The organism is Brucella sp. NBRC 12953 (assembly GCF_040369775.1).
GTDB classification, from domain to species: domain Bacteria; phylum Pseudomonadota; class Alphaproteobacteria; order Rhizobiales; family Rhizobiaceae; genus Brucella; species Brucella pseudogrignonensis.
Window position 1 is genome coordinate 154,691 of record NZ_BAABSV010000002.1, and the last position, 26,439, is coordinate 181,129.

Here is a 26,439-nt window from a genome sequence, read left to right on the forward strand (position 1 = left end):
TCCAAGTTTAAGGAATTATGCTCTGAAAAACCCGGTCTCACGACCGGGCTTTTAACGAGTATTTCTGTCCAGAAATACTCTAGTCCTTTTCCGCACATCACGTTCCGAAAACCGGTACCCACTTTTCGGGATGTGCTTTATTTCAGCTTCTCTTCCAAAGCGACAGCCCTGACCAGCTCGCGTTCAAGCCTTGCTTCTTCTTCAACCTTTGGCTTGGTGAAGCGTCCGAGCAGAAGATAGGCAACCGGCGTCACGAAAAGCGTGGCAATCGTTGCAAGGCCAAGACCGCCAACGATAACCCAGCCGAGTGCGACACGCGCTTCTGCGCCCGCACCGCTTGCCAGCACCAGCGGCACACCACCCAGAACCGAACAGATCATCGTCATACAGACCGGGCGCAGTCGGATATTGGCTGCTTCCTCGATGGCCTGACGAACATTCATGCCCTTATCGCGCAACTGATCGGCAAATTCGACGATCAGAATACCGTTCTTGGCCATGATGCCGACCAGTAGCACAAGCCCGATCTGGCTATAGACGTTAAGGCTTGTGCCGGTGAGGATCATCGCAAACACAGCACAGCCGAGGCCCAAAGGCACCGTCGCCATAACGATCAATGCACTGATGAAGCTTTCAAACTGAGCTGCAAGCACCAGCATGATAATGATGATTGCAAAGCCGAAGACGAGTGCAATACCCGTTGAGGTTTCGCTCAATGTCGAGGCTTCTGCTAATGGAATGATATGCGCGCCGGGCGGCAGAAGTGGTGCAGCAATTTGCAACGCTGCAGCATAGGCATCGCCCAAGGCAAAGTCGCTGCGAAGGTCGGTCGTGATTGCAACCGAGCGCAGGCGCTCTTCACGGTTCAACTGCGGCGGAACAGCCTTTTCAACGACGGTTGCAATCGAAGACATCGGCACATAGCGACCGTCAGTCGTCTTGAGGAAGACGTTTTCAAGATCGGTCGGATCGTTGATCGGGTTGGTGGTCGAAACAAGCTTCACGTCGAAGCTTCTGTCGCCCACGTAAACCGAGCCGATCTTACGACCATCAAGAACAGACTGAACTGCATTGGCAAGACCGGTAATATCGATGCCGAGATCGGACGCGCGTTCGCGATTGATTTCGACGGAAAGCTGCGGTTGCGTTGGCTCGACTGACAGGCGCGGCTGCACAAAGCGCGGATCTTTTTCGAGCGCTGCAACAATCGCATCCGTCGCTGGACGAAGCTTGGCGTAATCACTGCCAAGAACGGCAAACTGCAAGCCGTTACCTGCACCGCGAATGCCAAGGCTATTTGGCTGAGCAGTAAAAATGCGGACCGCTGTAATCCCGCTTACGCGCGCGGTGATGTCGGCCATGATTTCCTGCTGCGTACGGCTGCGTTCTTTCCAAGGTGCAAGTGTCAGCACGACAAAGCCGTTGTTTGAAGAACCACCAGAACCGGCAATTGCGTAAGTCGTCTGGATCTCACCGCTATCGCGCAAAGGCTGGATAGCGGTTTCGATTCTGTCGAGCTGCGACTGAAGATATTCTACGCTGATGCCTTGCGGGCCGTTGATGCGAAGAAGCGCTACAGCACGATCTTCGGTCGGCGTCAGTTCCTGTCTGAGCATACCGAAACCGACATAGGATGCGCCAGCAAAGAGCACGGCCACCAGCACCACGATATATGGAGCCGAAAGACAGGCATGGAGGCTCCGGCGATAAAAATTCGCCAAGCCGCTGCCAATGCGGCGCAGGAACTTCGGGCCGTGACCGCCGCCTTCAGTAGTCTCCGCACCTTCCTTGAGGAAGCGCGATGCAAGCATCGGACAGAGCGTCAGTGCCACAATCGATGACAACAGAATTGCAATCGCCAGCACGAAACCAAATTCTCGGAACAGACCACCCGCCTGCCCCGGCAGGAAAGAAATCGGCACGAAAACGGCAACCAGCGTCAATGTCGTCGCGATAACCGCAAAGAACACTTCCTGTGTGCCAAGCACAGCTGCTGCACGCGGCCCCATGCCCTGATTGCGTCGTCGGACAATATTTTCGAGCACGACAATCGCGTCATCCACCACAAGGCCTGTGGCGAGCACCAGCGCGAGCAGCGTGAGAATATTGACCGAGAAACCCGTCAGATAAATCGCGGCAATCGTACCGATAAGGGCGACCGGCATGGCCAGAGCGGGGATAAGCGTTGCGCGGATATCCCACAGAAACATGAAAATAATCACGACCACGATAATGACCGAAGCAATCAGCGCGATTTCGACCTCATGGATAGCGCCATTGATGAAGCTGGCATCGTCACTGGTGACGGTCACGTCCACACCCGGTGGCAAGGTGTTCTTCAAATTTGCAACAGCGGCGCGAACGCCTTCGGAAATATCGAGCGTATTCGACTGTGCCTGACGCACGATACCCAGGCCGATTGCTGTCTTCCCGTTGGAACGAACAGCGGAGCTTTCCACATCCGGACCAAGCGTTACTGTTGCCACATCGCGGATTTGCGTGCGGCCTTTGATATAGACGTTTTCAAAATCCTCAGGCCGTTCAAGATTGGCCGTCGCACGAACCACAATCGACTGATCGGAACTGCGCAGCGAGCCTGCAGGGGCATCAAGCCCCATGGAAGACAGTGCGCTGGATAGATCCGCAATGGTCAGGCCGTAGCTTGCAAGGCGCGCCTGATTGATATCAATGCGGAAAATCTTGTCGCGATCACCATTGATCTGCACATCGGCCACGCCAGGAACAGCTGAAAGGACATCCTGGATCTGGTCTTCCACCAGCACCGTCATATCGTCGACGGCCATCGTGTCGGAGGTGACAGCGAGGCGCATTACCGGATCGGCATTGGAGTCGGCTTTGATGATGCGCGACGGGTCGGCTTCTTCCGGCACGTCGTTGGCAACACGCGAAATCGCGTCGCGCATGTCGGCGGCAGCGACATTGAGATCAACACCGTCGTTGAACTCGACTGTGACACGGCTGCGCTCGAAAGACGAAGAAGAAGAAATCGTTTTAACGCCCGATACGCGGGCGACCGCGTTTTCGAGAACCTGCGTGAGCTGTCGGTCGATCGTTTCCGCCGAAGCACCACTAAAATCGGTGCTGATGGTAACTACAGGACGATCCACATCGGGCAATTCACGAATATCGACGCCAGTGAAGGCCGCCATACCCGCGACAATGATCAGAACGTTGATGACGAAGGCAAAGACCGGACGGCGGATGAAAAGCGCCGTCGATCCGCCATTGTTTCCGGATTTCGAATTAGGATTGCTCACGCTTTATCCTCACCCTGCAACGCGGCTTTTGGCGGCGGGATCAATGCGGGCTGTCCCCTGCTCGTCCTGCAGACGCACCGGCGCATCATCGCGTACGGTTTGCACGCCCTGCGTAACGATCATGTCGCCCTCCTTAACGGCGCCATCGATCAGGATATTGGTCGAGTTACGCTGCACGATGCGCGCGGATACTTTCTTTGCAACACCTTCTTCAACGCGCCAGACATAAGAGCCATCTGCTCCCCACTGAATGGCCAGCGGATCAACAGAAGGATAACTGTTGCCCGGGAAAAGAACTGTGACCGAGAATGACATGCCCGCACGCAAGCGGTCCTGCTCATTGTTGATTTCGGCGCGCACATGCAGCGTTCGGCTTGCCTCATCAAGCATGTTGTCGACGGCGTTGATTTCGCCCTTATCCGTTACGCCCGGAAAAGCGGTAGATTCTGCAGTAAGCGGCTGGCCGACCTTGATTTGCGGAGCAAAACGTTCAGGCACCCAGATGTCGATCAGCACTTTGGAGCGGTCATCAATTCGGGCAATGGATGTCTGTGCAGTGACATAGTTGCCGGCGTTTACCGGGAGAATACCGACAATACCGGTAATTGGCGCGCGCACGGTACGGCGGCTCAACGCAAGCTGCGCATCATCAAGAGCGAGCTTGGCATTGGACAGGGCCAGATCGGCTTCAACTTCCTGCACGACGGTTGCGGTATTTGTGGAGCGCAGCCGTGCAATACGCTGACGGGTGGTTTCAGCATCTTTCAGTGCGATCTGCGCTTTATTGACTGCAATCGTTTCGGTCTCATTGTCGAGGATCGCAATCGGATCGCCCGCCTTGATGGCATCGCCTGCCTTAACGAGCAGCTCATTCATATAGCCGCTCGAATAAGGTGTGACAGAAACCGTGCTGAGAGCGCGGGCTGAACCGATGGCCGTCAGACGATTGTTGATTGTCTCTTCGCCTGCTGGCTCAACCACGACCAGCGGAGCTGCACGACCGGAAGATCCACCCGATTGCGCACCATGCTTCTGCTGCCCAGAGGCTTCACCCGAAGCCGTCTGTGTCGAAGAGTCTTTGTTTTTATATATGTACCAGCCGCCACCGGCGACAATAATGATAAGCAGGCACAGAACAATCTGCTTCCAAGACTTCATTCAACTCTCCGGCAAGGCATTGTCGCTTAGGCAACGCGCCTCTCATTCAAATCATTCATATTCAGGTTGGGCGCAGGATATGCAGCAAACAGTATCAAAATAATGATCGCCCCAATAGGTTGCATCGGAATTGCAACAATCGAAGCATCACGGATTTTCCCATTTGCGAGTTTGCACAGACCGATTCAGCACGTCGAGTTAAATTTCGGTAATGCTTGCGGCCAACTTCTTTCAATCAATTTAGACAAAGGCCGTTGGAATTAACTTGCGCCTCCATATATAGAAGACGACATTTATATGTATCGCATTTTGTGAGCTTACTGAGATTGGGCACGGCCGCATTGCAGCCAGACAGCCTGTCAATTTGGATTTAACGTATGGCGGCTGTTGAAAAGACCATGGATACGGCTGGTGTCGTCGCGGATGCGGCCACACGTTCACCAACTATGGCTTCACCACAGGATGACAAGACCTCACCGATCCATTTTACGCGTCTGCGCTGGCGTAACCGGCTTTCGAGCAAGCTTCTCATTCTCACCGCACTCGCCGTTCTCATTGCAGAAGTGCTGATCTTTGTTCCATCCATCGCGAATATGCGCGTACGCTGGATGAGTTCGCGCCTTGATACGGTGGATGCTGTCAGCGAAGTGCTGATTGCCAGCGGCAACATCAATATTCCGCGCGAAGTGCAGGATAAGGTGCTGCTTGCGACCGGCACCAAGGCAATTGCTTTGCGTGAAGCGGGCGCATCGCATCTTCTGGCAATGAGTGAAATGCCCGGCAATATCGATCAGGTGGTCGATCTCAATAATATAAGTGAAGCTGCAGCAATCTGGGACGCGTTTGGAACGCTCTTTAACGGTGGTAATCGCACTTTGCGCATTTATGGCTCAAACCCGCCATCCGCCAATCCGGGACGTATCATCGAAATCGTCACTTCCGATGCGCCGCTTCGCCATGCCATGCTGAGCTACGCAACCAATGTTGCAATCATCTCGCTTCTTATCTCGGTCATTGCCGCAAGCCTCATCTATCTCATCATCCATGAGATGCTGCTGCGTCCCGTCCGTCTGATGCATCGCAATATGATCGATTTTGCATCCGCGCCTGACAATCCGACGCGAATCCTTGTGCCCGAAAACCGCAAGGATGAGTTCGGCATTGCACAAAGGCAGATCGCGCATATTCAAAGTGATCTGCAGCGCACCCTGAAAGAGCAGAAACATCTGGCCGATCTCGGTCTCGCTGTTTCCAAGATCAATCATGACATGCGCAATATTCTGGCCTCCGCACAGCTCATGTCGGACCGTCTTGCTGATACCAGAGACCCGATGGTGCAGCGCTTTGCGCCGAAGCTCATTCACACGCTAAGCCGCGCCATCAACTATTCAGAGAGCGTGATGGCTTATGGCCGCTCGCAGGAAGCACCGCCCGCGCCGCGCCGCGTACAGCTCGCCACTGTCATTCTCGATGTGCAGGAAACACTTAATCTCAACAAGGAGAGCGGCATCGAGTTCGAAAACCTCATTCCGGGTGATTTCGAACTGAATGTCGATTCCGAGCAGCTCTTCCGTGTGCTTCATAATCTGTGCCGGAATTCGGTGCAGGCAATGGAGCGCGACCAGCGTAGCGATGTGTCCACCGTAAAGCGCCTCACCCTTTCTGCAGGCAGAATCGGAACCACGACAATCATCGGCGTGGAAGATACCGGCCCCGGCCTGCCGCAAAAGGCGCGCGACAATCTCTTTACCGCCTTCAAGGGCTCAACACGCAGCGACGGTACGGGGCTTGGCCTGGCAATCGCGCAGGAACTGGTTCGTGCGCATGGTGGCACGATCGAATTGCGCGAAGATCGTCCGATCGGTGCACATTTCGAGATTCGCCTTCCCGACCTTCCAAACTGGAATGACAGACGAAGCAGCCGATCTGAGAGCGAAGTCGCCTGATTTTTTACAGCGCAGCCAAAAAAATATGCGTGAAATCAGAATGTTGCAGCATGTGATTCCTGCCTGCGACTGCCTTCATACGAGTGCAGCGCGGGCTTTTCCCGCTATGAGTTAGTTTTCCACGCTCTAATACACAGAGGAAAAGCCCGGAAATCCGGGCTTTGACAAGAAAACTTCACAGAACTTCATTTTTTTCTCAGAAGACGCTTGCATTTAGCAATCTGTCCGATTATCAACCGCCCATCGCCGCAGCAGACGCGGCACAGGCAAGCACCCGTAGCTCAGCTGGATAGAGCACCAGACTACGAATCTGGGGGTCAGAGGTTCGAATCCTTTCGGGTGCGCCATTCTTCTTCAAAGAAAATAAGATAGAAATTGTAACAGTTAGCTAATAGGCTTTCTGTTTAATTTCAATGATTTGCGGCTTTGGTCCGCTTATCCCAAAACATCCCGACATTTGAGATGCCGCAGTTCTTTGCGCGAGAAAGTTCGTGTGTAACGCGCTCGAATGCGTTTGCAGCAATGCGCGAATGAACGCATCAGACGTCAAGTTTCAGTTCGATTTTTGTGTGTGGGGAGACGCGTTTTTGTTCCCACTTTGGGAAGAAGACTGGTGCTGCGAGAGAGGATTGAACTCTCGACCTCTCCATTACCAATGGAGTGCTCTACCACTGAGCTACCGCAGCATTCTCTTGAACGCGGCGGACTTCTGACACATCATTACGCAAATCGCAAGCAACCAATCGCAATTATTTTCACATAATGTGGAAATCCCCTGTCAACCGCCACAGAAGGCGCTTTTCCCGCGCATTTTGCCGTAGTAAACACCCCTCATGAGCGAAGATAACACCCACGACGAGAAGAAAAATCAGGCGGACAGGCGCAAAAAGCGGCTTGCGGAGGAGCTTCGGGCGAATCTGATGCGTCGCAAAGCGCAAACCCGTTCGCGTCGTTCCGGCGATGCCGATGAACGCAACACCGGTATTACCGCTGGCAAAGACGACACCGATTAACGTGCGATTCAATTTTCCGGATTAGCATATCAGGCGGAACGAAAACGCAGCCGGCAAAGCCTTCCTTGAAGATAGGGAGCAGCTGCGGTAAAAGCGCAATTCAATCTTGCTGGCGTTGCCGCACGACTATGATTCGTGACCGACGTAATTCCGCCGTAAGAACAGTCATTTCATACAGCAGCACCGCGGACCTCAGAGTCGCGGCACTTGCAAATATCGATTGCCGGGCAATAGCTTCGGCCCAAAAGGTGAAACAGCATGGATCGCATCAAAATCGTCGGCGGCAACAAGCTCAATGGCGTCATTCCTATCTCTGGCGCGAAAAATGCAGCGCTGCCTCTGATGATCGCCTCCCTCCTCACCGACGATACGCTGACGCTTGAAAACGTGCCGCACCTCGCCGATGTCGAGCAGCTGATCCGCATTCTTTCCAATCATGGTGTCGATTATTCGGTAAACGGCCGCCGTGAACATCAGAACGGCGCCTACTCGCGGACCATCCATTTCACAGCCCGCAATATTGTCGATACCGTTGCTCCTTATGAGCTGGTTTCCAAGATGCGCGCGAGCTTCTGGGTCATCGGGCCACTTCTGGCGCGTATGGGCGAAGCAACCGTTTCTCTGCCAGGCGGTTGCGCCATCGGCACGCGTCCGGTTGACCTCCTTCTTGAGTGCCTTCAGGCGCTCGGTGCTCAGATCGACATCGAAAATGGTTATGCCAAGGCGCGCGCGCCACAGGGCGGCCTTATCGGCGCACGCTATCGCTTCCCGAAGGTTTCGGTCGGCGCAACCCACGTCATGCTGATGGCAGCCGTGCTTGCCAAGGGCGAAACGATTATTGAAAATCCTGCGCGCGAACCGGAAGTGGTCAATCTGGCCGACTGCCTCAACGCAATGGGTGCAAAAATCACCGGTGCAGGCACCGAAACGATCCATGTTCAGGGCGTGACCAGCCTTTCTGGCGCACGCGTTCGCGTCATTCCTGATCGTATCGAAACCGGCACCTATGCCATGGTTGTTGCGATGACTGGCGGCGATGTGCTGCTCGAAGGTGCAGAAGCAAGCCAGTTGACCGCAGCACTCGACACGCTGCGTCAGGCTGGTGCCGAAATCACCGAAACCAATAGCGGTCTGCGTGTTGTTCGTAATGGACACGGCATTCACCCGGTTGATGTGACCACCGATCCATTCCCTGGCTTCCCGACCGATCTTCAGGCTCAGTTCATGGGGCTGATGACAAAAGCAAAGGGCACCTCGCGCATTACTGAAACGATTTTCGAAAACCGTTTCATGCATGTTCAGGAACTGGCACGTCTTGGTGCGAAGATTTCGCTTTCCGGCCAGACGGCAACTGTTGAAGGCGTGGAACGCCTCAAGGGCGCACAGGTCATGGCTACCGATCTGCGTGCATCTGTTTCGCTTGTTATCGCGGGCCTTGCTGCAGAAGGCGAAACCATCGTCAACCGCGTCTATCACCTTGATCGTGGCTTTGAGCGTCTGGAAGAAAAGCTCTCGCGCTGCGGCGCGAATGTTGAGCGTATCAGCGGTTAAAGCATTTCCAGCAAAAGTGCGAAGCGGTTTTGCATAAGGATAATGCGTAAAAACAAAAAATTGAGCGGTTCCAACGATTCAATATTAACTGGAACCGCTCTGAAGAGCTGAAAGCCGGAATTGCCAAAAGCATTCCGGCTTTTCTTTCATTTCGGGCTTATTAATCAACAGACTGAAAAGCCTGTCGATTTTTTTGTGCTGGCATGTAAAGTGGCACTGACAACATCTGAAAATAGCAGGGAACAACGTAAGATATGGAAATGTTGAAGCTTGTGGCGCTGGATGAAGAAGATTTGCAGGTCCTGTCCGCCCATCTTCAGGATGCGGTTCTGAAAGTATCAGACCTGCAATATCTGGCTGCGGATAAGCGCTTCGTTCTCACTGCCAATCGCTTTGCGTGGGAAGAGTCGAAGCCCAAACTGTTCCGCAAACCGCAATATCAGCGTCGCCGCACCACTTTGCATTTCAATCGCGTAACCGCAGTCAAAGGCAGCGGCATCGACCGGCAGAAGACGGAAGAAGTTCTTTCGCTGCTCGCCATTCGCTTTGTTCCCGGCGAAGCACCTGCCGGAACATTGGAACTGACTTTCTCGGCAAATGCGGCTATCCGTCTGGATGTAGAATGCATTGAAGCGCAGCTAACGGACCTGGGGCCTGCATGGGAAACAAATTCCCTGCCGCGACATGACGCCTGATTGCTGCTCGAAACCGCTTCACATACCTGACGGGCACCGCCCAGACTGAAAATTAAAGGAATACCAGCGTGGTTACGACGCTCAGACAAGCCGATGCCGATTTTGAAAAGAACTTTGCAGCTCTCCTTGCGGGCAAGCGCGAAGTTTCTGAAGATGTGGATCGTGCTGCCCGCGAAATCGTCGATCGTGTGCGCCGTGAAGGCGATTCCGCACTCATTGAATATTCCCTGCGTTTCGACCGTATTGATCTGAATAAGACCGGCATCCGTGTGACGGAAGCTGAAATTGATGCGGCTTTCGATGAGGCGCCAGCTTCGACCATTGAAGCGCTGAAGCTCGCTCATGAGCGCATTGAAAAACATCATGCGCGGCAGTTGCCGAAAGATGACCGCTACACCGATGCACTCGGCGTTGAACTCGGTTCACGCTGGACGGCGATCGAAGCGGTCGGCCTTTATGTGCCGGGCGGCACCGCAAGCTACCCAAGCTCAGTGCTGATGAATGCTGTGCCTGCAAAGGTTGCCGGTTGCGAGCGCATCGTGATGGTTGTTCCCTCGCCCGATGGCAAGCTGAACCCGCTGGTTCTGGTTGCTGCGCGTCTTGCCGGTGTTTCAGAAATCTATCGTGTTGGCGGCGCGCAGGCTGTCGCAGCTCTGGCCTATGGTACGGAAACGATTGCGCCGGTTGCGAAAATCGTTGGCCCGGGCAATGCATATGTTGCAGCCGCCAAGCGCATTGTTTTCGGTACGGTCGGCATCGACATGATCGCCGGACCTTCGGAAGTGCTGGTGATTGCCGACAAGGACAACAATCCAGACTGGCTGGCCGCAGACATTCTTGCGCAGGCTGAACATGACACGGCCGCGCAATCTATCCTGATGACCAATGACGAGCCTTTCGCAAAGGCTGTCGAAGAAGCTGTCGAACGCCAGCTCAAAACCTTGCCGCGCGCTGAAACAGCAGCCGCAAGCTGGCGCGATTTTGGCGCGGTCATTCTGGTTGATGATTTTGAAGCGGCCATTCCGCTGGCAAACCGTATTGCTGCCGAGCATCTGGAAATCGCGACCGCCGATCCGGAAGCGCTTTTGCCAAAAATCCGCAATGCTGGCTCGGTGTTTATCGGAGCCTATACGCCGGAAGTGATCGGCGATTATGTCGGCGGCTGCAACCACGTTCTGCCAACAGCACGTTCAGCGCGATTCTCGTCCGGCCTCTCGGTTCTGGATTACATGAAGCGCACGTCGCTTCTGAAGCTCGGCCCCGACCAGCTGCGCGCGCTTGGGCCAGCAGCCATTGAAATCGCCCGCGCAGAAGGCCTTGATGCCCACGCGCAATCCGTCGCCATCCGGCTCAATCTATGAGGGATCATGACCGCCGGCGTTCCTAATGCCCGATTGATCGACATCGAGCTGGATGAATCCATCGGCCGCTCGACGCCTGATGTCGAGCATGAACGCGCGGTCGCTATTTTTGATCTGATTGAAGAAAACGCTTTCCACCCGGTCGGAGACGATATGGGTGGCCCATACAAACTGAAACTCTCCTTGATGGAATCGCGCCTGATTTTTTCCATCATGCGGGAAAGTGGCGATGTGGTTGCGACTCACATTCTATCGCTAACGCCACTTCGCCGTGTAGTGCGTGATTATTTCATGGTTTGCGAAAGTTATTATGAAGCGATCCGTTCAGCGACTCCCAGCAAGATCGAAGCTATAGATATGGGACGGCGTGGCTTGCACAATGAAGGATCACAAGTTCTGCAAACACGACTGAACGGCAAGATCGAAGTCGATTTTACAACCGCTCGGCGGCTTTTCACGCTCGTCTGCGTGTTGCACTGGCGGGGCTGATCCTTAATGCGTGTTGAGGACGTGATCGCCACACCGGAAGAAACAGAGGTCCAGAAACGGCCAACTTCCGTACTTTTTGTCTGCGGCAAGAACGCGATCCGCTCACCAATTGCCGAGCTTCTTGCAAGAAAGCTGTTGCCACCCAATATGTATATAGCCTCTGCGGGCGTGCAACGCGGCGAGCGCGACCCCTTTGTCGATGCGGTTCTGAATGAAGAAGGGCTGTCGCTCGACAATCGGCAACCGCGCGGACTGGAAGAGCTGGCGGACGGTTATTTCGACCTTATCATTACATTGACCCCGCTTGCGCATCATACTGTGCTTGAACGAATGCGCGGTTTTTCGGTCGATGTAGAATATTGGCCGACACCGGACCCGACCCTTGTTACCGGCAGTCGCGAGCAGATCATGAACGCTTATCGTGATGTGCGAGACCGCTTAAAGCGCCAAATCACGGCTAGATTGGCGCCGAATTAACATCACCCAATTCGGTTGTTCACAAATGCCGCCTAATCATATAGGTTCCGGCCAAATTTAAAGCTGCGGCCCGGTTTCGGGCCATTTTATCAAAGAAAGAAACAGGTATCGTATGCCGAAAGAAGAAGTCCTAGAATTTCCAGGCGTTGTTACGGAACTGCTGCCAAATGCAATGTTCCGCGTGAAGCTCGAAAACGACCATGAAATCATCGCCCACACTGCCGGTCGTATGCGCAAGAACCGCATCCGTGTTCTCGCTGGCGACAAGGTTCTGGTCGAAATGACCCCTTACGACCTGACCAAGGGCCGTATTACCTACCGCTTCAAGTAAGCCTCAACTCGCTTCTCAGGAAAACTGGTGTCTATGATCGCGCAACATAAGCTGGTTCTTGCCTCCGGCTCTCCCCGCAGGATCGAGCTTCTGGGGCAAGCTGGCATTGAGCCGGATCATATTCAGCCGGCTGATATCGACGAAACGCCTGAGCGCGCGGAACATCCGCGTTCGCTGGCGCGTCGTCTTGCGCGTGAGAAGGCAAAGGCCGCCCAGGAACAACTCAAGAGCGACGAGAATTATTCCGGTGCTTTTGTTCTGGCGGCTGACACGGTTGTTGCCGTGGGACGACGGGTTCTGCCCAAGGCAGAAATCACCGACGAAGCGCGGGAATGCCTGCGTCTTCTGTCGGGGCGTACGCATAAGGTTTTCACCGGCGTTTGCCTTGTTCTGCCCAATGGCAATCTGCGCCAGACGCTCGTTGAAACGCGTTTGCGTTTCGAGCGCCTGTCACGCAAACAGATTGACGCCTATCTCGCTTCCGGTGAGTGGCGCGGCAAGGCTGGCGGCTATGCCATCCAAGGGCTTGCGGGCAGTTTCGTGGTCAAGCTGGTTGGCTCCTATACCAATGTGGTGGGCCTGCCATTGCAGGAAACTGTAAGCCTGCTGGCCGATGGTGACTATCCGGTCTATGCTAATTGGGAAAGCGGCAAGGTCTGAAAATCCCATGAGTGACAAGAAAGACATATCCACCGCACCGGATGCACGGGTAACGCCATTGCGTCCTACTCGTCCCTGCCCTGAATGCGGAAAGCCGTCGGTGCGCGATACTTATCCGTTCTGTTCACCGCGTTGCAAAAGTATCGACCTCAATCGTTGGCTTTCGGGAAGCTATGTCATCCCGGGAAAAACCATCGAAGAAGAGGAAGAGAACGACAACTGAGCCTTATTGGCTCAGATTTCCACAGTGAAATCGGTGCTTTAGCAAGTTTATAAGAAATCTTATAAAAAGTGCGATAGGGTGCTGGACAGCGCGAAATTTAATGCTATAACGCACCCACTTCCGGCGGACACCAACACCGCCACACGGTGAGAAATCACCTGCAGGATGCCCGGATAGCTCAGTTGGTAGAGCAGCGGATTGAAAATCCGCGTGTCGGCGGTTCAAATCCGTCTCCGGGCACCACTCTTCTCCAAATGATGTTCCACAACATATTTTTTGCTCTTATAGCCTTGGCATTTGATGTCTCGCGTTCAGAGGACTTATGAAATTCTCCCCGGCTGATCAGAACGCGCTTTTCAGTATTATGTGCTGGCGGCGGGACGTGAGGCATTTCCTGACAGATCCCATACCAGACAAACTGCTCACAAGGCTGCACGAGGCGATGGATTATGCGCCATCTGTCGGCAACTCGCGGCCATGGCGAATCTTCCAGGTTGAAAGCACTGAGAAGCGTGAAGCCGTCTATAGTCTGTTTGAGGCATCAAACCGGCAGGCCGCACGCATCTATGATGAAGCTCGTGCCAACAAATATCAGCAACTCAAACTCGAAGCCATTCGCACCGCCCCTGTGCAACTGGCCGTCTTCACCGAGACCGACCCTGTGGAGGGCCATGGGCTTGGTCGGCAGACCATGGCATCAACGCTTGAACAAAGCACTGCAATGGCTGTGCAGAACCTCAATCTCGCTGCCCGCTCTCTCGGTCTTGGCGTGGGAATGGTTTCGATTCTTGAACCGGACGCCATGAAGAGACTGTTTCAGGTACCGGAACACTGGTGCTTCAGTTTCTATCTCTGTATCGGCTGGCCATGTTTCGAGAGCGATACGCCACTTCTGCATGAAAACGGCTGGCAACAAAATACGACCCTTCGTTGGGATAAAATCTAGAGCGCAACCAGTCGTTGGTTAGGAGTGTCCACATGGCGCTTTTGGGCGTATTTGATAGTTGATTGATACATTCCAATTTGCTTAATGATGCCCCATGCTTCTACACGACAAACATCGGCTCGCTGTTCTCACTTCCTACAACACGATCGAGATGGGGCAAGATCGCACATTGGATGCGCTCTGCAATCTCGTCCTGTCGACGTTTGGTGTGCCGATGGCAGCGGTTTCTCTGGTCGATGAACGCGTAACGCATCATATTGGTATGGCTGGCTGCACTTTTGGCGATGTGCCCAATGAGAACACCTTCTGCTCGCGAACCATCGAAAGCCAAGTGCCCTTTCTGGTGGAAGACGCGACATCCGATGATCGCTTTGCCGCCAATCCCTTTGTGAAAGATGCGCCGGGTATCCGCTTTTATCTTGGCGCACCTCTGATTGCTCCAGACGGCTCGACGCTGGGTGCGATCTGTGCGCTCGATACAAAATCGCGGCCATGTACCTCTGAAGAAATACTGAAACTCACCAACCTTGCGAGCACCGCCGTCGAAATCCTGAGTATGCGCCGCATCATGCGTGATGCCCGCAAGCTGGCGCTTGTCGACGGTTTGACCGGCATTGCCAATCGCACAGGCATCGAGCTGGAAATCGAGAAGGCCATTTTAGCGCTCCGTAATCATGGGCTGACATTCTCGCTGCTCTATTTCGACGTTGATCGTTTCAAACAGATCAATGACGAGCGCGGTCACTCTGCAGGCGACGAATTGCTGCGGCTGATCGGAGAAGTGCTTGCCGGGCGCAATCGGCCGGATGAGGTCAGCGCGCGTCCTGGCGGCGATGAGTTCATTGTGCTGCGATTGGGCGGCACCAAGGCCAGTGACCTTGCAGAAGCACAGCAAATCAAGGCTTTGCTTGATGATGCCGTTGCGCGTGTAGGCTTCAATGTCAGTTTCTCGATGGGCCTTGTGAGCTTCACTGTTGCGCCTGCCGATGTGACCGCAGCGCTTTATGCGGCAGATGCTCTGCTCTATGACGCCAAGCGCCGTGGCAAGAATCTGATTTCCGCAGGCGAACAGAAATAAGCTTTTCCAACGCACCGATCAGTTTCACTTTTCAGTGAGATTGCGGCGTGCCGCCTTGCTGCGATTGATCTGCAGCGCTTCTTCTGCGACCACTGCACCCTGCAGATAATTGGGAATGTTATCTTTCGGGTTTCAGCGCATTGCGCTTATCATCACATGACTTATTCAACATCTTAGCGAGGATTTTCCATGCTCTGGACCTTGTTCGGCATTCTTTCGGGTGCCTGTATCGCCATTCAGGCTCCCATCAACGCCGCACTGGCTCGCGGGCTTGGATCGCCAGTCACCGCCGCTGCAATATCGTTTCTGTCGGGTGCGGTCATTCTTGGTATGATCGCAGCCGTAACGGCGCGTGTCACCGGCGCAATTCCAGCATTCAATGTGCCAGCGGGCTGGTTGTTTGTGGCTGGCGGCGCGCTCGGCTGCATCTATGTCACGACATCAGTTTTGCTGACACCACGCATCGGGGCTGCCGCCGTGATGGGCCTTGCTGTAGCTGGACAATTGATGGCCGGACTGGCCGCAGACCGCATTGGTTTCATGGGCGTTGCTGTGCGCGAGATCACTGCGGGACGCATCGCAGGCGCGGTCCTGCTTCTCACCGGCGCGCTGATGATCCGCTTTCTCTGAGGCATTTCCAAAAAGCGTAAAGCAAATTTGCTTCGGACGAAGCGTCAAACAAAAGCCGCGCTGGACATGCTTCCAGCGCGGCTTTTTTATCAACCCTTGAAGGTATATTCCGCAATCGACTGTGGCTTCATTTCAATCGAGAAGCCCGGCAGCGATGGCGGCATGTAAGCCGCATCCTTGATGATGCATGGTTCGATGAAATGCTCGTGCAGATGATCGACATATTCGATCACACGACCGTCCATGGTGCCGGAAACGGCAACAAAATCGATCATCGAAAGATGCTGCACATATTCACACAAGCCAACGCCGCCTGCATGTGGCCAGACCGGCTTGCCGAACTTGGCAGCCATCAGCAGCACGGCCAGAACTTCGTTCAGGCCGCCCATGCGGCAGCTGTCGATCTGGACGATATCGATAGCGCCTTCTGCGATGAACTGCTTGAACATGATGCGGTTCTGGCACATTTCGCCAGTTGCGACCTTCACGTCGCCAATGGCTTCGCGAATCTTGCGATGGCCTGCCACATCGTCCGGGCTGGTCGGCTCTTCAATGAAGAACGGCTTCGAGAAGGCCAGCTTGTTGACCCATTCGATGGCCTGATCGACTTCCCAGACCTGATTGGCGTCGATCATCAGATAACGATCCGGACCGATCACTTCGCGCGCGATGGTGAGACGACGAATATCGTCTTCAAGATCACGACCAACCTTCATCTTGATATGATTGAAGCCTTCGTCAATCGCTTCCTGACAAAGACGACGCAGCTTGTCGTCGCCATAGCCGAGCCAGCCCGCCGAGGTCGTGTAGCAAGGATAGCCGGTGGCTTCCAGCGAAGCTATACGCTCAGCCTTGCCGCTTTCCGCCTTACGCAGAATTTCGACGGCTTCATCGCGGGTCAGAGCATCGGTGAGATAGCGATAATCGACGATATCGGCAATTTCTTCCGGCGACATATCGGCCACGAGCCGCCATACCGGCTTGCCCGCCTGCTTTGCAGCGAGGTCCCAGAAGGCGTTGACGACGGCACCGGTGGCGAGATGCATCGCGCCCTTGTCCGGGCCGATCCAACGCAACTGGCTATCTCCGGTCAGGTAACGCCAGAACTTGCCGGGGGCCGCGAGGAAATCATCCATCGAGGAGCCGACAACCAGATGACGCATGGCGAGAATGGCCTGACAGCAAATGTCATTGCCGCGACCAATGGTGAAGGTGAGGCCATGGCCCTTCAGCGCTTCGTCATCCGTATCGAGGATAACATAAGCTGCCGAATAGTCCGGGTCCGGATTCATCGCGTCGGAACCGTCCAGACTTTGCGAAGTCGGGAAGCGCAGATCGAAGACGCGCAGATCAGTAATTTTCGTCATGTTTGATTCCGTGATCTGAGCATGATCCCCAAAAATGGAGATCGGTTTTAGAGATCATGCTCAAGAAAATTAAACGTCCGCGCGCACGTTCTGCTTCTGCGAACCGAGGCCTTCAATGCCGAGTTCGACAACATCGCCAGCCTTGAGGTAGCGCGGTGGTTTCATGCCCATGCCAACGCCCGGAGGCGTACCGGTGGAAATGATATCGCCCGGCTGCAGTGACATGAACTGAGAGAGATAGGAAACCAGATGACGCACGCCATAGACCATGGTCTTGGTCGAGCCGTCCTGCATGGTTTCGCCGTTGACAGTGAGCCACATTTTGAGATCCTGCGGATCAGCAACTTCGTCCTTTGTCACCAGCCATGGGCCGGTCGGGCCGAATGTGTCGCAAGACTTGCCCTTGGTCCACTGGCCGGCGCGTTCGATCTGGAAAGCGCGCTCCGAAACGTCATGCAGCGTGCAGTAGCCAGCAACATAATCAAGCGCATCATCTTCCGAGACATATTTCGCGGTCTTGCCGATGACGATGCCGAGTTCGACTTCCCAGTCGGTCTTTTCCGAACCGCGGGGGATCAGCAGATCATCATTCGGGCCGACGATGGCCGAGGTTGCCTTCATGAAGATGACCGGCTCTGGTGGTACAGCCATGCCGGATTCTGCTGCGTGATCGGCATAGTTGAGACCGATGCAGATGAACTTGCCGGTGCCTGCAACGCATGGGCCAAGGCGCGGGTTGCCTTCGACCTTTGGCAGCGCATTGACGTCCAGCGAACCGAGCTTGGCGAGTGCTTCAGGGCTTAGAACGGCACCCGACAAATCGCTGACATGGGCAGAGAGATCACGGATATTGCCGTCGGCATCGAGAAGGCCCGGCTTTTCCTGACCGGTTTCGCCATAGCGAAGAAATTTCATGAGTTTACTCCTTGTGGGGATTTGCAGCGGCGAACTTAAATTGTCCAACCACCGTCGATATTGTAGGCCTGACCGGTCGTGTAAGTGGCGCCTGCGAGATAGACCGCGAGGTCGGCAATTTCTTCCGGCTGACCGATACGGCCAATTGGCTGACGCGCGATGAAAGCTGCACGCTGCTCTTCATAATCGCCCTGCGCACGCAGACGGTCTTGCAGCGACGGGCTTTCAACCGTACCGGGGCAGATGGCGTTGCAGCGGATGCCCTTGGCAACATAGTCGGCAGCAACAGCCTTGGTCAGACCGATGACAGCCGCCTTAGTGACACCATAAGCAAAGCGGTTTGGCACGCCTTTAACGCTTGAAGCAACGGATGCCATGTTGACGATGGCACCGTCCTTGCGCTCCAACATGCCCGGCAGCACGGCCTGAATCGTGCGGATCATCGCCTTGACGTTGAGATTGACGGCGAAATCGAGGTCTTCGTCCTTCATTTCCAAAATCGAACCGCCATGGACGACGCCTGCGCAGTTGAACAGAATATCGATCTGGCCAATCTCGGCCACGAGCGCCTTGACTTCGGCTTCGTCAAGCACATTGAGCTTGCGGGTGATGATACCCGAAACGCCTTCGAGTTCCTTGAGCGCCGCTTCGTTGATGTCGGTCGCATAGACCTTGGCACCTGCTTCCGCGAAAGCCAGCGCACTTGCGCGGCCAATGCCCTGAGCAGCCGCTGTGATCAGCGCTGTTTTTCCATCAAATCGTATCGTCATAGTTATGCCTTCCGTTCAACAAGCAGGATGTGATCGCAAGCCAGCACCACTTCGTCCCGCTGATTAAGCACTTCGCACCGCTCGGTAACGCGGCCCATATTTGCCCGCTTCGGGTCGTCTTCCTTTGCGCTGATCGTTACGCGCGTGCGGATCGTATCGCCGATATGCACCGGACGCACGAACCGAAGGCGGTCATAGCCATAGGAAAACGCAACAGGGTTAATCAGCGTCGCAGTCAGGCCGACGCCGATTGCAAAGATCATCGTGCCATGTGCAATGCGCTGACCACCAGGCAGAGTTTTTGCAAATTCCGCATCCATGTGGTGCGGAAAGAAATCACCCGTATGACCGGCGTGAACCACGAAATCCGTTTCGGTGATCGTGCGGCCATAGGTTATGCGCTGAGCCTCAAGTTCATAATCTTCAAAATAGATTACCTGTTCAGACATGATCAAAACTCCGGTTTTGCAGCAAGCGGCGTGGCAGGCGCAGCGCTTGACTGATAGGCCGCTTCAACCAGCGCCATGGTGTGCCATGCATCTTCAACCGAGCCGATCAGTTCTGCATCTTCACCAGTGGCGAAGCGCTGCAACTGCGCCATGCGGTTTAAGAATGCGTCCGGGAACCATGCACCTTCAAGTGCTACCTGAACCCAGTCGTCCCCGCCCTTTGGCTTGATCCAAAGCTCGTCCGGTTCGCCGCGCGGATAGTCGAGATTGACGCCGAGTTTCACATAGGCTGCCCCCTCAGTCCCGCAAATGCGGAACTCGCAGGCCTGAAATTTGCGGCCAAAATCATGGTCGTGATTGATCGACAGTGCACAGCGCACGCGGTTGCCATAGTCGAGAATTGCAGCCGTGCGGGTCTGTGCAACTTCATGGTTTGGATGCCCAAGCGTCTTGGCGTGAACGCCTTGCGGATTGCCGAGCAGACCGCGCACGAAATCCAGATAATGGATCGAGTGCATGGCGATCTCAATACGTGGCAGACCTTTCAGGAACGGCCACAGACCCCAAGGGGTTGCAAGCGCCAGCCATGCGTCAAAATCCACCACTTCGCCAAGCAAGCCCTGATCCACAGCATCGTAAAGTGCCAACATCATCGGCGCGAAACGCAGCTGGAAATTCACCGCAGCCTTGAGATTGCGTGCGCGGCAGACTTGCAAGATTTCCGTAGCAGCTGCAAGATCGCTGCCCATCGGCTTCTGGATGAGACACGCAGAACCTTCCGGCAATTGCTGGAGGATCGAAGCATGGGCTGAGGGCGGCGTTGCCATATCGAAGATCGCGCCCTCAACAGCCAACGCCTCTTCAATGCTGGCAAAAGTCTTCACATTCCATTTGCCGGCGAGTTCTTTGGCCTTATCAAAATTAGGATCGAAAATGCCCGCAACCGGAAAACCGCCCTTTTGATAAGCGGGCAGATGCGCGTCGCCGACAATGCTGCCCGCACCGAAAATCGCGATTGGTTTCGGTGTGGTCGGCTTCGCCCACCACTGGCGCAGGCTTTTCGGATCAAAGACCTCAGTCATGATGGAAAACCTCCTCCATCATCGCCCACCACTCACCCTCTTTACGGGTTTCAAGCGGCTTCTGGCATGGCATACAGACTGACCACCATTCCTGATTTTTCGGATTATCGGCCATCTTCTTCATATCGGCTTCAAAGTCGGTGCCAACATAGTCCCATGTGCCAAACAGCAGGTTTTCCGGCTCTTTGAGAAAGATCGTGTAATTGGTGATGTTGCACTCGGAAATGAGCGCCAGAATTTCCGGCCACACGCGCGCGTGCAGCTTCTTGTATTCTGCAATTTTCTCAGGCTTCAGCCCGATCACCATGCCCATTCGTTGCGCCATTACGACCTCACGATCTCGCGGGTGAATTCGGAAACCGACCGCGCACGCACGGCATCCCAATCCCACGAAATACCAATGCCCGGCTCGGAAGGTGCAATGGCGTGGCCATCACGAATTTCCATGCCCTTGGTGGTCAGGTCATCAAGCTGCGGAATATATTCGACATAGCGCCCGTTCTGCACGGCACAGGTGAGGCTGACATGCAGTTCCATCAGGAAGTGCGGGCAAACCGGAATGTCGAAAGCTTCTGCTGCGTGTGCCACTTTCAGCCAAGGCGTGATACCGCCGATACGCGCCACATCCACCTGCACGATAGAGCAAGCGCCCTTCTGCATATATTCGCGGAAATGGCGGATCGAATAGATCGATTCACCCACTGCAATCGGTGTCGGTGTGGAACGGGTCAGGCGGATATGGCCGTCAAGATCATCCGCCGGAAGCGGTTCTTCGATCCACGCCAGATCAAGTTCTTTCAGGCGCTCGGCACGGCGGATCGCTTCATCCACCGTAAAGCCCTGATTGCAGTCGGTCATGATCTCAAAGCCATCGCCCACGGCTGCGCGAACAGCCGAAAGGCGCGCGTAGTCTTCCGAACCATGCGGTTTACCGATCTTAACCTTGGAGCCAGAGAACCCCTTCGCTTTGGCAGCTAGTGCATCCTCGACCAGTGCTTCTTTTTCGATGTGCAGCCAGCCGCCTTCGGTCGTGTACAGCGGACAACGATCCTTGGCACCACCTGCAAGCTTCCATAGCGGCAAGTTCTGCTTCTTCGCACGCAAATCCCAAAGAGCTGTATCGATTGCAGCAAGCGCCAAAGCGGTAATCGCGCCGATGGTTGTGGCGTGGGTCGCAAATTCAAGCTTACGCCAGATCGCTTCGATGCAATCTGCATCCTCATTCAGGATAAGCGGCACCAGATGGTCGTTCAACAGGCGCATGACGGACGAGCCACCAGTGCCAATGGTGTAGCTGTAGCCCGTACCCACCGCACCATCACTGTCAGTGATGGTAACGATTGGCGTTTCCTGACTGACAAAACTCTGGATCGCGTCGGTGCGCTTGACCTTCGGCGGAAGGTCGACCATGCGCAGTTCAACTTTTTCAATGCGTGCCATATCTATACCGCCAAGCTCTTGCCGCTTGCCGCATCAAACAGATGCGCCTGCGACAGATCAAAATGCATGGAGATCGGTTCACCGGAATTGAGAGGACGCGGGTTGAGCATACGCGCCACCCATTCCTTGCCGGCGAACTCGACAAAAACCAGTGTTTCGTTGCCAAGCGGCTCTGTGATTGAAACGCGCAGATCCTGCTCATGCGATGTACCGGCATCACCCGACGACAGGCCGTGGCCGGTCGGGAAAAGATCATCTGGACGCAGACCGAACGTTACCTTGGCACCATCCGAAACCTTGGCCTTAAATTGTGCAGGCACTGGCAGACGGTCGCCGCTGGCGAAGACCAGTTCCGAACCCTGCACGGTTGCCTCCGCCATATTCATTGGCGGCGAGCCGATAAAGCCCGCAACAAACTGCGTTGCCGGACGCTTGAACACTTCATCCGGCGTTCCGACCTGTTCAATATGGCCATCGCGCATGATGACGATGCGGTCAGCCAGCGTCATGGCCTCGACCTGATCATGCGTCACATAAACGACAGTGGACTGCACCTTGGCATGAAGCTTCTTGATCTCCGTACGCATCTGCGTACGCAGTTTCGCATCGAGGTTCGACAGCGGTTCGTCGAACAGAAACACCTCCGGATTACGCACTATGGCACGGCCCATGGCAACGCGCTGGCGCTGACCGCCCGAAAGCTGTGCCGGACGGCGTTCCATCAGCGCTTCAAGGCCAAGAATAGCGGAGGCTTCGTTGACGCGACGGTCAATTTCCGCCTGTGGCTGTTTGGCTATTTTGAGCGAGAAACCCATGTTTTCGCGCACCGACATATGCGGATAAAGTGCATAGGACTGGAACACCATGGAGATATTGCGATCACGCGGCGGCAGATCGTTGACCACCTTGCCGCCGATTTCCAGCGCACCATCGGAGATGCTTTCAAGACCTGCGATCATGCGCAGCGTTGTGGACTTGCCGCAGCCGGATGGGCCTACAAGCGCTACAAATTCCTTGTCGGCGATTTCGAGATTGATGCCATGCACCACTTCGATTGTGCCGTAGCGCTTGACGAGATTTTTAATGGAAAGCTGAGCCATTGTAATATCAACCTTTAACCGCGCCGAACGTCAGACCAGCAACAAGATGCTTCTGAACGATGAATGTGAGGGTCAGCGCCGGAATAATCATCACGACCGCCAGCGCGCACATGCCACGCCAGTCGATGGTGAATTCAGCGGTGTAATCGAGAAGACCGACAGGAAGGGTCTTGGAATTGACCGAGCGGGTCAGCTGGGAAGCCAACGCATATTCGTTCCATGAAGTGAGGAAGGCGAAGATGCCTGCGGTGGCAATGCCGGGACCAGCAAGCGGAAACTCCACCTGCCAGAAAGCCTGCCAGCGTGTGCAGCCGTCAATCTGGGCTGCTTCAGCCAGATCCTTCGGCACCTGACGGAAGAAGCCGTCGATCAGCCAGATCGTAAATGGCACATTGAGCGCCACATAAGTGACAATCAGACCGAAATGCGTGTCGATAATGCCAATGCGCGAATAGAGCATGAAGAGCGGCAGCGACAAGGCAATGCCCGGCACCGAGCGCGTTAGCATAAGACCGAGGAATGTCGTTGACTTGCCCCAGAAGCGGAAGCGCGCAAAGGCATAGCCACCTGAAACACCGACAATCAGCGCGATGATGGTGGATGTGACCGAGATAATCAGCGAGTTGCGGAAATAATCCCAGACCGGAATGCCGCCGCCGCCTGCACCAGAGAACATCGCATAATAAGCATCAAGCGTGATTTCCTGCGGAATCCAGACCGGCGGCTTTGCCATGATTTCGACCGGCGGACGCAGCGAGGACAGCACGATCCACAGACCGGGCAGGCAGATGATCGTCATCGCGAGAAACAGACCGATGAGGTACGCGACTTTTTTGACGCGGCGCAGCAAGCGATGCTGGTCATTAGAGAGGGTTTTGGAAGCCATGATTACCACTCCGCTCCGATTTGCGCGCGTGCGGCTGCAAGCTTGCGGAAGAACATTACGGTGAAGAGGATCGAGAGCAGGATTGCGACATAGGCCATGGCATTGGCCAAGCCCATCTGCGCATCCGAATAGGCGGTGCGCCCGACCAGCGTCCAGATCAGCTCGGTTCGCCGTGCCGGACCACCATCGGTCATGATCTTCACGATGTCATAGGCACGCGCCACATCGAGCGAACGAATGGTCATCGCGATGAAAGCAAATGGCATCAGATAAGGCCAGATGACATAGCGGAATGTCTGCCATGGCGTGCAACCATCAACGCGCGCGGCCTCAACCGGATCCTGCGGCATGGACAGAAGACCGCCCAGAATGAGGATCGCAAATACCGAGGTCGACATCCAGACTTCTGCCATCAGAATGGCAAACAGCGCCAGATTGCCATCGATCAGCCATGGAATAGCGGTGTCGATGATACCCAGCGATTGCAGCGCATTGTTCACAAGACCGATATTGTCGTTGAACATGAATTTAAACTGGAAGCCAACCAAAACCGGCGAAAACATCATCGGGAACATCATCAGCGTGCGCAAAACGCGCTGCCCGTGGGTGGCCTTATTGATGAGCAGCGCCAGACCAAGTCCGAGCAGCATTTCCAGATTGAGCGCGATGGTGAGGAAGATCACCGTGCGAATGAATGCAGCCCAGAACACCCAATCACCCATGATGCGCTGATAATTGCGCAGACCGATGAAGTTGAACAGGCTGTCAGGACGCGTCAGCCGGAATGGCGTGAAGCTTGAATAAAGCGAAAGCGCGAGGGGAAACAGGACCACCGCTGCTAGGATGATGAAGGCCGGAAGCAAAAGCAAAACCGGCGGGGAAATTCGTTTAAACATTGTTCTTCCGAAGCGATTAAGCCAGCATCAAAGCGCGCGCATCTTGTCCAAAAACCGCTACACACTTTTTGGGATGCGCTTGGAATGGCCCGCCCCTGTTCAGAGCGGGCCATGAAGTCTCAGGTTTAAATCAGACGAATTGCTTAGAGTTCGCCAGCATCCTCAAGGATCTGCGTTGCCTTCTTGGCTGCATCATCAAGCGCCTGCTGCGAGGTCTTGTCACCAAGGATCGCTGCCTGAAGTTCAGGATAGACAGCGTTGGAAATTTCGATCCATGACGGGGTCTGCGGAACCGGGAAAGCGGTCTTTGCCGTTTCCTGGAACACCGAGAGCACTTCCTTCTTGTACGGATCGGAAGCAGCCTGTTCGATGACATAATCCCAGACAGCGGTGCGGGTTGGCAGCGTGCCCGCAGCCGATTCCTGCTTCTGCGAATCCTCGTTGGTTAGGAACCAAACGAGCGAAGCAGCAGCTTCTTTCGTGCCGCAGGATTCAGTGACCGAGAAGCCGTGATGACCCGACCAGCCGGTGCGCTTGCCGGAAGAACCTGTCGGCGGAGGAACGATACCGACATTGCCTGCGACTTTCGACGACTTTGGATCGTTGAAATAGGTTGCCCAGCCCGGCCAATCCAGATTGAGTGCAATGGTGCCGGATGCAAAGCCAGCGCCCAGCTCATCCCAGAGATAGTTGGTGGTGCCTGCAGGAACGGCCTTGGCCTTGTAAAGATTGACGAACCAGTCGAGCGCACGGACACCGGCTTCAGAATTGAAAGCTGGCTTGCCGTCTTTGAGATATTCGCCGCCTTCAGCGACCAGCATTTCATAGAAGCGGCCGTTGATGGCTTCTTCCTTGCCCGCAAACTGCGTGCCGTAGAAATTCGGCGGATCGGCAAAGAACACAGCCTGATCGGAAACTTCTTTCCATGTCTTAGGCGGTGCCAGATCGTAGCCGTATTTTTCCTTGAACGCGGTCTTCTTGGCGTCGTCTTCGTAAAGGCTCTTCTGATAGTAGAGCGCTGAAACGTCGAACTGCGCGCGTGGCAGCATGACCAGCTTATCGTTAAGCGTAGAAGCCTTGATCACCGATGGCACGAAGCCTTCGATTTCTTCTTTTGGAAGCAAACCATTCAGATCGGCATAGAGATCAGGATATTGCGGCGCAAAAGACGAGTGGTTGGAGCCAACGCACCAGTTGATCGAGCCCGAAGCGATGTCCGACTTGATTTCCTTGTCCAGCTCGAAGTGGTTCTTCTTGGACAGGATGTTGACCTTGGCACCGGTCGCCTTTTCCCATTCAGCAATGCGCGAATACAGCGCTTCATACTGCTGACCGCCAATGAGCTTGGCATTGATGGTGACGCCTTCAAATTTACCCGGAAGTTCCGCAGCCCCCGCGGAAACCATTCCTGCAGCCAGCAGAACAGAACCTGCCAGTACAGATGTCGTGAAATTCCTCATGCTTCTCCTCCTACTAGAACACCGCGCGCCCTTTTTTGGACGCCCGATACGGCGCTCTAACCTCCTTGAGCCCGATCATCGTGTTTCCCGAAATTCCAATCTGACTTCAGGCCGACGCTTTTACGGACAACTCCCCAGTCCGCACCCGATTGTGCTTCCTATATTTATATGCAAACATACTATTCACAATCGGTCAAGGCGATTTCGATGGCTTCACTACTTTCATCGCTTGCGATGT

General features: G+C 54.8%; 26 protein-coding genes and 3 tRNA genes. 15 read left to right on the forward strand and 14 right to left on the reverse strand.

Features of this window, described 5'->3' with window-relative positions; translation table 11 throughout:
* Positions 1 to 137 precede the first annotated feature (137 nt).
* Entirely contained in the window at positions 138 to 3,278 is a 3,141-nt protein-coding gene (locus ABWV94_RS04655) for an efflux RND transporter permease subunit (protein WP_007873444.1), read from the reverse strand.
* A 9-nt stretch (positions 3,279 to 3,287) separates the two neighbouring features.
* A complete protein-coding gene (locus ABWV94_RS04660) occupies positions 3,288 to 4,436 on the reverse strand; it encodes an efflux RND transporter periplasmic adaptor subunit (RefSeq protein WP_007873443.1) in 1,149 nt (382 codons plus the stop codon).
* Between the two features lie 377 nt (positions 4,437 to 4,813).
* Between ABWV94_RS04660 and ABWV94_RS04665 the strand changes: the two genes are divergently transcribed.
* Both ABWV94_RS04665 and ABWV94_RS04670 read left to right on the forward strand, forming a co-directional pair.
* Positions 4,814 to 6,382 carry a sensor histidine kinase gene (locus ABWV94_RS04665; RefSeq protein ID WP_113487457.1) on the forward strand — a complete coding sequence of 523 codons (1,569 nt, stop codon included), beginning with the start codon at positions 4,814 to 4,816 and terminating at the stop codon, positions 6,380 to 6,382.
* A 270-nt stretch (positions 6,383 to 6,652) separates the two neighbouring features.
* A tRNA-Arg gene (locus ABWV94_RS04670) sits at positions 6,653 to 6,729 on the forward strand.
* A gap of 264 nt (positions 6,730 to 6,993) precedes the next feature.
* Here ABWV94_RS04670 and ABWV94_RS04675 read toward each other — a convergent pair.
* Positions 6,994 to 7,068: transfer RNA gene (locus tag ABWV94_RS04675), tRNA-Thr, on the reverse strand.
* A gap of 147 nt (positions 7,069 to 7,215) precedes the next feature.
* Between ABWV94_RS04675 and ABWV94_RS04680 the strand changes: the two genes are divergently transcribed.
* The 13 genes from ABWV94_RS04680 (at position 7,216) to ABWV94_RS04740 (ending at position 15,836) form a co-directional block, all read left to right on the forward strand.
* Entirely contained in the window at positions 7,216 to 7,395 is a 180-nt protein-coding gene (locus tag ABWV94_RS04680; RefSeq protein ID WP_007873438.1) for a hypothetical protein, read from the forward strand.
* A gap of 258 nt (positions 7,396 to 7,653) precedes the next feature.
* Positions 7,654 to 8,946, forward strand: a complete 1,293-nt coding sequence (gene murA / locus ABWV94_RS04685; RefSeq protein WP_007873436.1) for a UDP-N-acetylglucosamine 1-carboxyvinyltransferase — start codon at positions 7,654 to 7,656, stop codon at positions 8,944 to 8,946.
* A gap of 254 nt (positions 8,947 to 9,200) precedes the next feature.
* On the forward strand, positions 9,201 to 9,641 hold the full coding sequence (locus ABWV94_RS04690; RefSeq protein ID WP_064320125.1) for a DUF2948 family protein: 441 nt from the start codon (positions 9,201 to 9,203) through the stop codon (positions 9,639 to 9,641).
* 68 nt (positions 9,642 to 9,709) lie between these two features.
* Positions 9,710 to 11,002, forward strand: coding sequence for a histidinol dehydrogenase (gene hisD / locus ABWV94_RS04695; RefSeq protein ID WP_113496014.1), 1,293 nt, complete (start codon positions 9,710 to 9,712; stop codon positions 11,000 to 11,002).
* Positions 11,003 to 11,008: 6 nt separating this feature from the next.
* The gene (locus ABWV94_RS04700; protein ID WP_064320123.1) at positions 11,009 to 11,491 is read left to right on the forward strand and encodes a UPF0262 family protein; all 483 of its coding nucleotides are present in this window, start codon (positions 11,009 to 11,011) and stop codon (positions 11,489 to 11,491) included.
* Between the two features lie 6 nt (positions 11,492 to 11,497).
* Complete coding sequence (locus ABWV94_RS04705; RefSeq protein WP_064320122.1) at positions 11,498 to 11,968, forward strand: arsenate-mycothiol transferase ArsC; 471 nt, start codon at positions 11,498 to 11,500, stop codon at positions 11,966 to 11,968.
* A 112-nt stretch (positions 11,969 to 12,080) separates the two neighbouring features.
* Positions 12,081 to 12,299, forward strand: coding sequence for a translation initiation factor IF-1 (gene infA / locus ABWV94_RS04710; RefSeq protein WP_007873428.1), 219 nt, complete (start codon positions 12,081 to 12,083; stop codon positions 12,297 to 12,299).
* 33 nt (positions 12,300 to 12,332) lie between these two features.
* Positions 12,333 to 12,959: a Maf-like protein gene (locus tag ABWV94_RS04715; RefSeq protein WP_064320121.1), complete on the forward strand. Its 627-nt coding sequence runs from the start codon at positions 12,333 to 12,335 to the stop codon at positions 12,957 to 12,959.
* A gap of 7 nt (positions 12,960 to 12,966) precedes the next feature.
* Positions 12,967 to 13,182: a DNA gyrase inhibitor YacG gene (gene yacG / locus ABWV94_RS04720; protein ID WP_064320120.1), complete on the forward strand. Its 216-nt coding sequence runs from the start codon at positions 12,967 to 12,969 to the stop codon at positions 13,180 to 13,182.
* A 167-nt stretch (positions 13,183 to 13,349) separates the two neighbouring features.
* A tRNA-Phe gene (locus ABWV94_RS04725) sits at positions 13,350 to 13,425 on the forward strand.
* Between the two features lie 79 nt (positions 13,426 to 13,504).
* Positions 13,505 to 14,128, forward strand: coding sequence for a 5,6-dimethylbenzimidazole synthase (gene bluB / locus ABWV94_RS04730; protein WP_113496015.1), 624 nt, complete (start codon positions 13,505 to 13,507; stop codon positions 14,126 to 14,128).
* A gap of 94 nt (positions 14,129 to 14,222) precedes the next feature.
* Complete coding sequence (locus ABWV94_RS04735) at positions 14,223 to 15,206, forward strand: sensor domain-containing diguanylate cyclase (RefSeq protein WP_353412729.1); 984 nt, start codon at positions 14,223 to 14,225, stop codon at positions 15,204 to 15,206.
* Between the two features lie 189 nt (positions 15,207 to 15,395).
* Entirely contained in the window at positions 15,396 to 15,836 is a 441-nt protein-coding gene (locus ABWV94_RS04740; RefSeq protein WP_007873422.1) for a DMT family transporter, read from the forward strand.
* An 89-nt stretch (positions 15,837 to 15,925) separates the two neighbouring features.
* On the opposite strand, the gene ABWV94_RS04745 is transcribed toward ABWV94_RS04740, so the two are convergent.
* The 11 genes from ABWV94_RS04745 to ABWV94_RS04795 form a co-directional block, all read right to left on the reverse strand.
* Positions 15,926 to 17,203 carry an L-fuconate dehydratase gene (locus tag ABWV94_RS04745; protein ID WP_113496016.1) on the reverse strand — a complete coding sequence of 426 codons (1,278 nt, stop codon included), beginning with the start codon at positions 17,201 to 17,203 and terminating at the stop codon, positions 15,926 to 15,928.
* 69 nt (positions 17,204 to 17,272) lie between these two features.
* Entirely contained in the window at positions 17,273 to 18,118 is an 846-nt protein-coding gene (locus tag ABWV94_RS04750; protein ID WP_007873415.1) for a fumarylacetoacetate hydrolase family protein, read from the reverse strand.
* A 35-nt stretch (positions 18,119 to 18,153) separates the two neighbouring features.
* Entirely contained in the window at positions 18,154 to 18,888 is a 735-nt protein-coding gene (locus ABWV94_RS04755; RefSeq protein ID WP_113496017.1) for an SDR family oxidoreductase, read from the reverse strand.
* A 2-nt stretch (positions 18,889 to 18,890) separates the two neighbouring features.
* A complete protein-coding gene (locus ABWV94_RS04760; RefSeq protein ID WP_079211455.1) occupies positions 18,891 to 19,337 on the reverse strand; it encodes a MaoC/PaaZ C-terminal domain-containing protein in 447 nt (148 codons plus the stop codon).
* A 2-nt stretch (positions 19,338 to 19,339) separates the two neighbouring features.
* A complete protein-coding gene (locus ABWV94_RS04765; RefSeq protein ID WP_113496018.1) occupies positions 19,340 to 20,419 on the reverse strand; it encodes a Gfo/Idh/MocA family protein in 1,080 nt (359 codons plus the stop codon).
* On the reverse strand, positions 20,412 to 20,744 hold the full coding sequence (locus ABWV94_RS04770; protein ID WP_112804662.1) for an L-rhamnose mutarotase: 333 nt from the start codon (positions 20,742 to 20,744) through the stop codon (positions 20,412 to 20,414). Before ABWV94_RS04770 ends, ABWV94_RS04765 begins: the two co-directional genes overlap by 8 nt.
* Entirely contained in the window at positions 20,744 to 21,859 is a 1,116-nt protein-coding gene (locus tag ABWV94_RS04775; RefSeq protein ID WP_113496019.1) for a mandelate racemase/muconate lactonizing enzyme family protein, read from the reverse strand. Before ABWV94_RS04775 ends, ABWV94_RS04770 begins: the two co-directional genes overlap by 1 nt.
* Before the next feature lie 2 nt (positions 21,860 to 21,861).
* Positions 21,862 to 22,959 (reverse strand): ABC transporter ATP-binding protein, encoded by a 1,098-nt coding sequence (locus ABWV94_RS04780; protein ID WP_113496020.1) that lies wholly within the window; start codon positions 22,957 to 22,959, stop codon positions 21,862 to 21,864.
* Between the two features lie 7 nt (positions 22,960 to 22,966).
* Positions 22,967 to 23,845, reverse strand: coding sequence for a carbohydrate ABC transporter permease (locus ABWV94_RS04785; RefSeq protein ID WP_007873406.1), 879 nt, complete (start codon positions 23,843 to 23,845; stop codon positions 22,967 to 22,969).
* Positions 23,846 to 23,847: 2 nt separating this feature from the next.
* Positions 23,848 to 24,741, reverse strand: a complete 894-nt coding sequence (locus tag ABWV94_RS04790; RefSeq protein WP_353412733.1) for a carbohydrate ABC transporter permease — start codon at positions 24,739 to 24,741, stop codon at positions 23,848 to 23,850.
* Positions 24,742 to 24,884: 143 nt separating this feature from the next.
* Positions 24,885 to 26,201, reverse strand: a complete 1,317-nt coding sequence (locus ABWV94_RS04795; RefSeq protein ID WP_007873401.1) for an ABC transporter substrate-binding protein — start codon at positions 26,199 to 26,201, stop codon at positions 24,885 to 24,887.
* Positions 26,202 to 26,439 lie beyond the last annotated feature (238 nt).

Excerpts from the sequence above, each read along its gene's own strand:
- ABWV94_RS04780 (WP_113496020.1), bottom strand. The coding sequence starts at position 22,959 with ATGGCTCAGCTTTCCATTAAAAATCTCGTCAAGCGCTACGGCACAATC.
- ABWV94_RS04690 (WP_064320125.1), top strand. The coding sequence starts at position 9,201 with ATGGAAATGTTGAAGCTTGTGGCGCTGGATGAAGAAGATTTGCAGGTC.
- ABWV94_RS04790 (WP_353412733.1), bottom strand. The coding sequence starts at position 24,741 with ATGTTTAAACGAATTTCCCCGCCGGTTTTGCTTTTGCTTCCGGCCTTC.
- infA (WP_007873428.1), top strand. The coding sequence starts at position 12,081 with ATGCCGAAAGAAGAAGTCCTAGAATTTCCAGGCGTTGTTACGGAACTG.
- ABWV94_RS04745 (WP_113496016.1), bottom strand. The coding sequence starts at position 17,203 with ATGACGAAAATTACTGATCTGCGCGTCTTCGATCTGCGCTTCCCGACT.
- ABWV94_RS04715 (WP_064320121.1), top strand. The coding sequence starts at position 12,333 with ATGATCGCGCAACATAAGCTGGTTCTTGCCTCCGGCTCTCCCCGCAGG.
- ABWV94_RS04755 (WP_113496017.1), bottom strand. The coding sequence starts at position 18,888 with ATGACGATACGATTTGATGGAAAAACAGCGCTGATCACAGCGGCTGCT.
- ABWV94_RS04665 (WP_113487457.1), top strand. The coding sequence starts at position 4,814 with ATGGCGGCTGTTGAAAAGACCATGGATACGGCTGGTGTCGTCGCGGAT.
- yacG (WP_064320120.1), top strand. The coding sequence starts at position 12,967 with ATGAGTGACAAGAAAGACATATCCACCGCACCGGATGCACGGGTAACG.
- ABWV94_RS04770 (WP_112804662.1), bottom strand. The coding sequence starts at position 20,744 with ATGGCGCAACGAATGGGCATGGTGATCGGGCTGAAGCCTGAGAAAATT.
- ABWV94_RS04785 (WP_007873406.1), bottom strand. The coding sequence starts at position 23,845 with ATGGCTTCCAAAACCCTCTCTAATGACCAGCATCGCTTGCTGCGCCGC.
- ABWV94_RS04700 (WP_064320123.1), top strand. The coding sequence starts at position 11,009 with ATGACCGCCGGCGTTCCTAATGCCCGATTGATCGACATCGAGCTGGAT.
- ABWV94_RS04735 (WP_353412729.1), top strand. The coding sequence starts at position 14,223 with ATGCTTCTACACGACAAACATCGGCTCGCTGTTCTCACTTCCTACAAC.
- murA (WP_007873436.1), top strand. The coding sequence starts at position 7,654 with ATGGATCGCATCAAAATCGTCGGCGGCAACAAGCTCAATGGCGTCATT.
- ABWV94_RS04680 (WP_007873438.1), top strand. The coding sequence starts at position 7,216 with ATGAGCGAAGATAACACCCACGACGAGAAGAAAAATCAGGCGGACAGG.
- bluB (WP_113496015.1), top strand. The coding sequence starts at position 13,505 with ATGAAATTCTCCCCGGCTGATCAGAACGCGCTTTTCAGTATTATGTGC.
- ABWV94_RS04660 (WP_007873443.1), bottom strand. The coding sequence starts at position 4,436 with ATGAAGTCTTGGAAGCAGATTGTTCTGTGCCTGCTTATCATTATTGTC.
- ABWV94_RS04775 (WP_113496019.1), bottom strand. The coding sequence starts at position 21,859 with ATGGCACGCATTGAAAAAGTTGAACTGCGCATGGTCGACCTTCCGCCG.
- ABWV94_RS04760 (WP_079211455.1), bottom strand. The coding sequence starts at position 19,337 with ATGTCTGAACAGGTAATCTATTTTGAAGATTATGAACTTGAGGCTCAG.
- ABWV94_RS04740 (WP_007873422.1), top strand. The coding sequence starts at position 15,396 with ATGCTCTGGACCTTGTTCGGCATTCTTTCGGGTGCCTGTATCGCCATT.
- ABWV94_RS04795 (WP_007873401.1), bottom strand. The coding sequence starts at position 26,201 with ATGAGGAATTTCACGACATCTGTACTGGCAGGTTCTGTTCTGCTGGCT.
- ABWV94_RS04750 (WP_007873415.1), bottom strand. The coding sequence starts at position 18,118 with ATGAAATTTCTTCGCTATGGCGAAACCGGTCAGGAAAAGCCGGGCCTT.
- ABWV94_RS04765 (WP_113496018.1), bottom strand. The coding sequence starts at position 20,419 with ATGACTGAGGTCTTTGATCCGAAAAGCCTGCGCCAGTGGTGGGCGAAG.
- ABWV94_RS04705 (WP_064320122.1), top strand. The coding sequence starts at position 11,498 with ATGCGTGTTGAGGACGTGATCGCCACACCGGAAGAAACAGAGGTCCAG.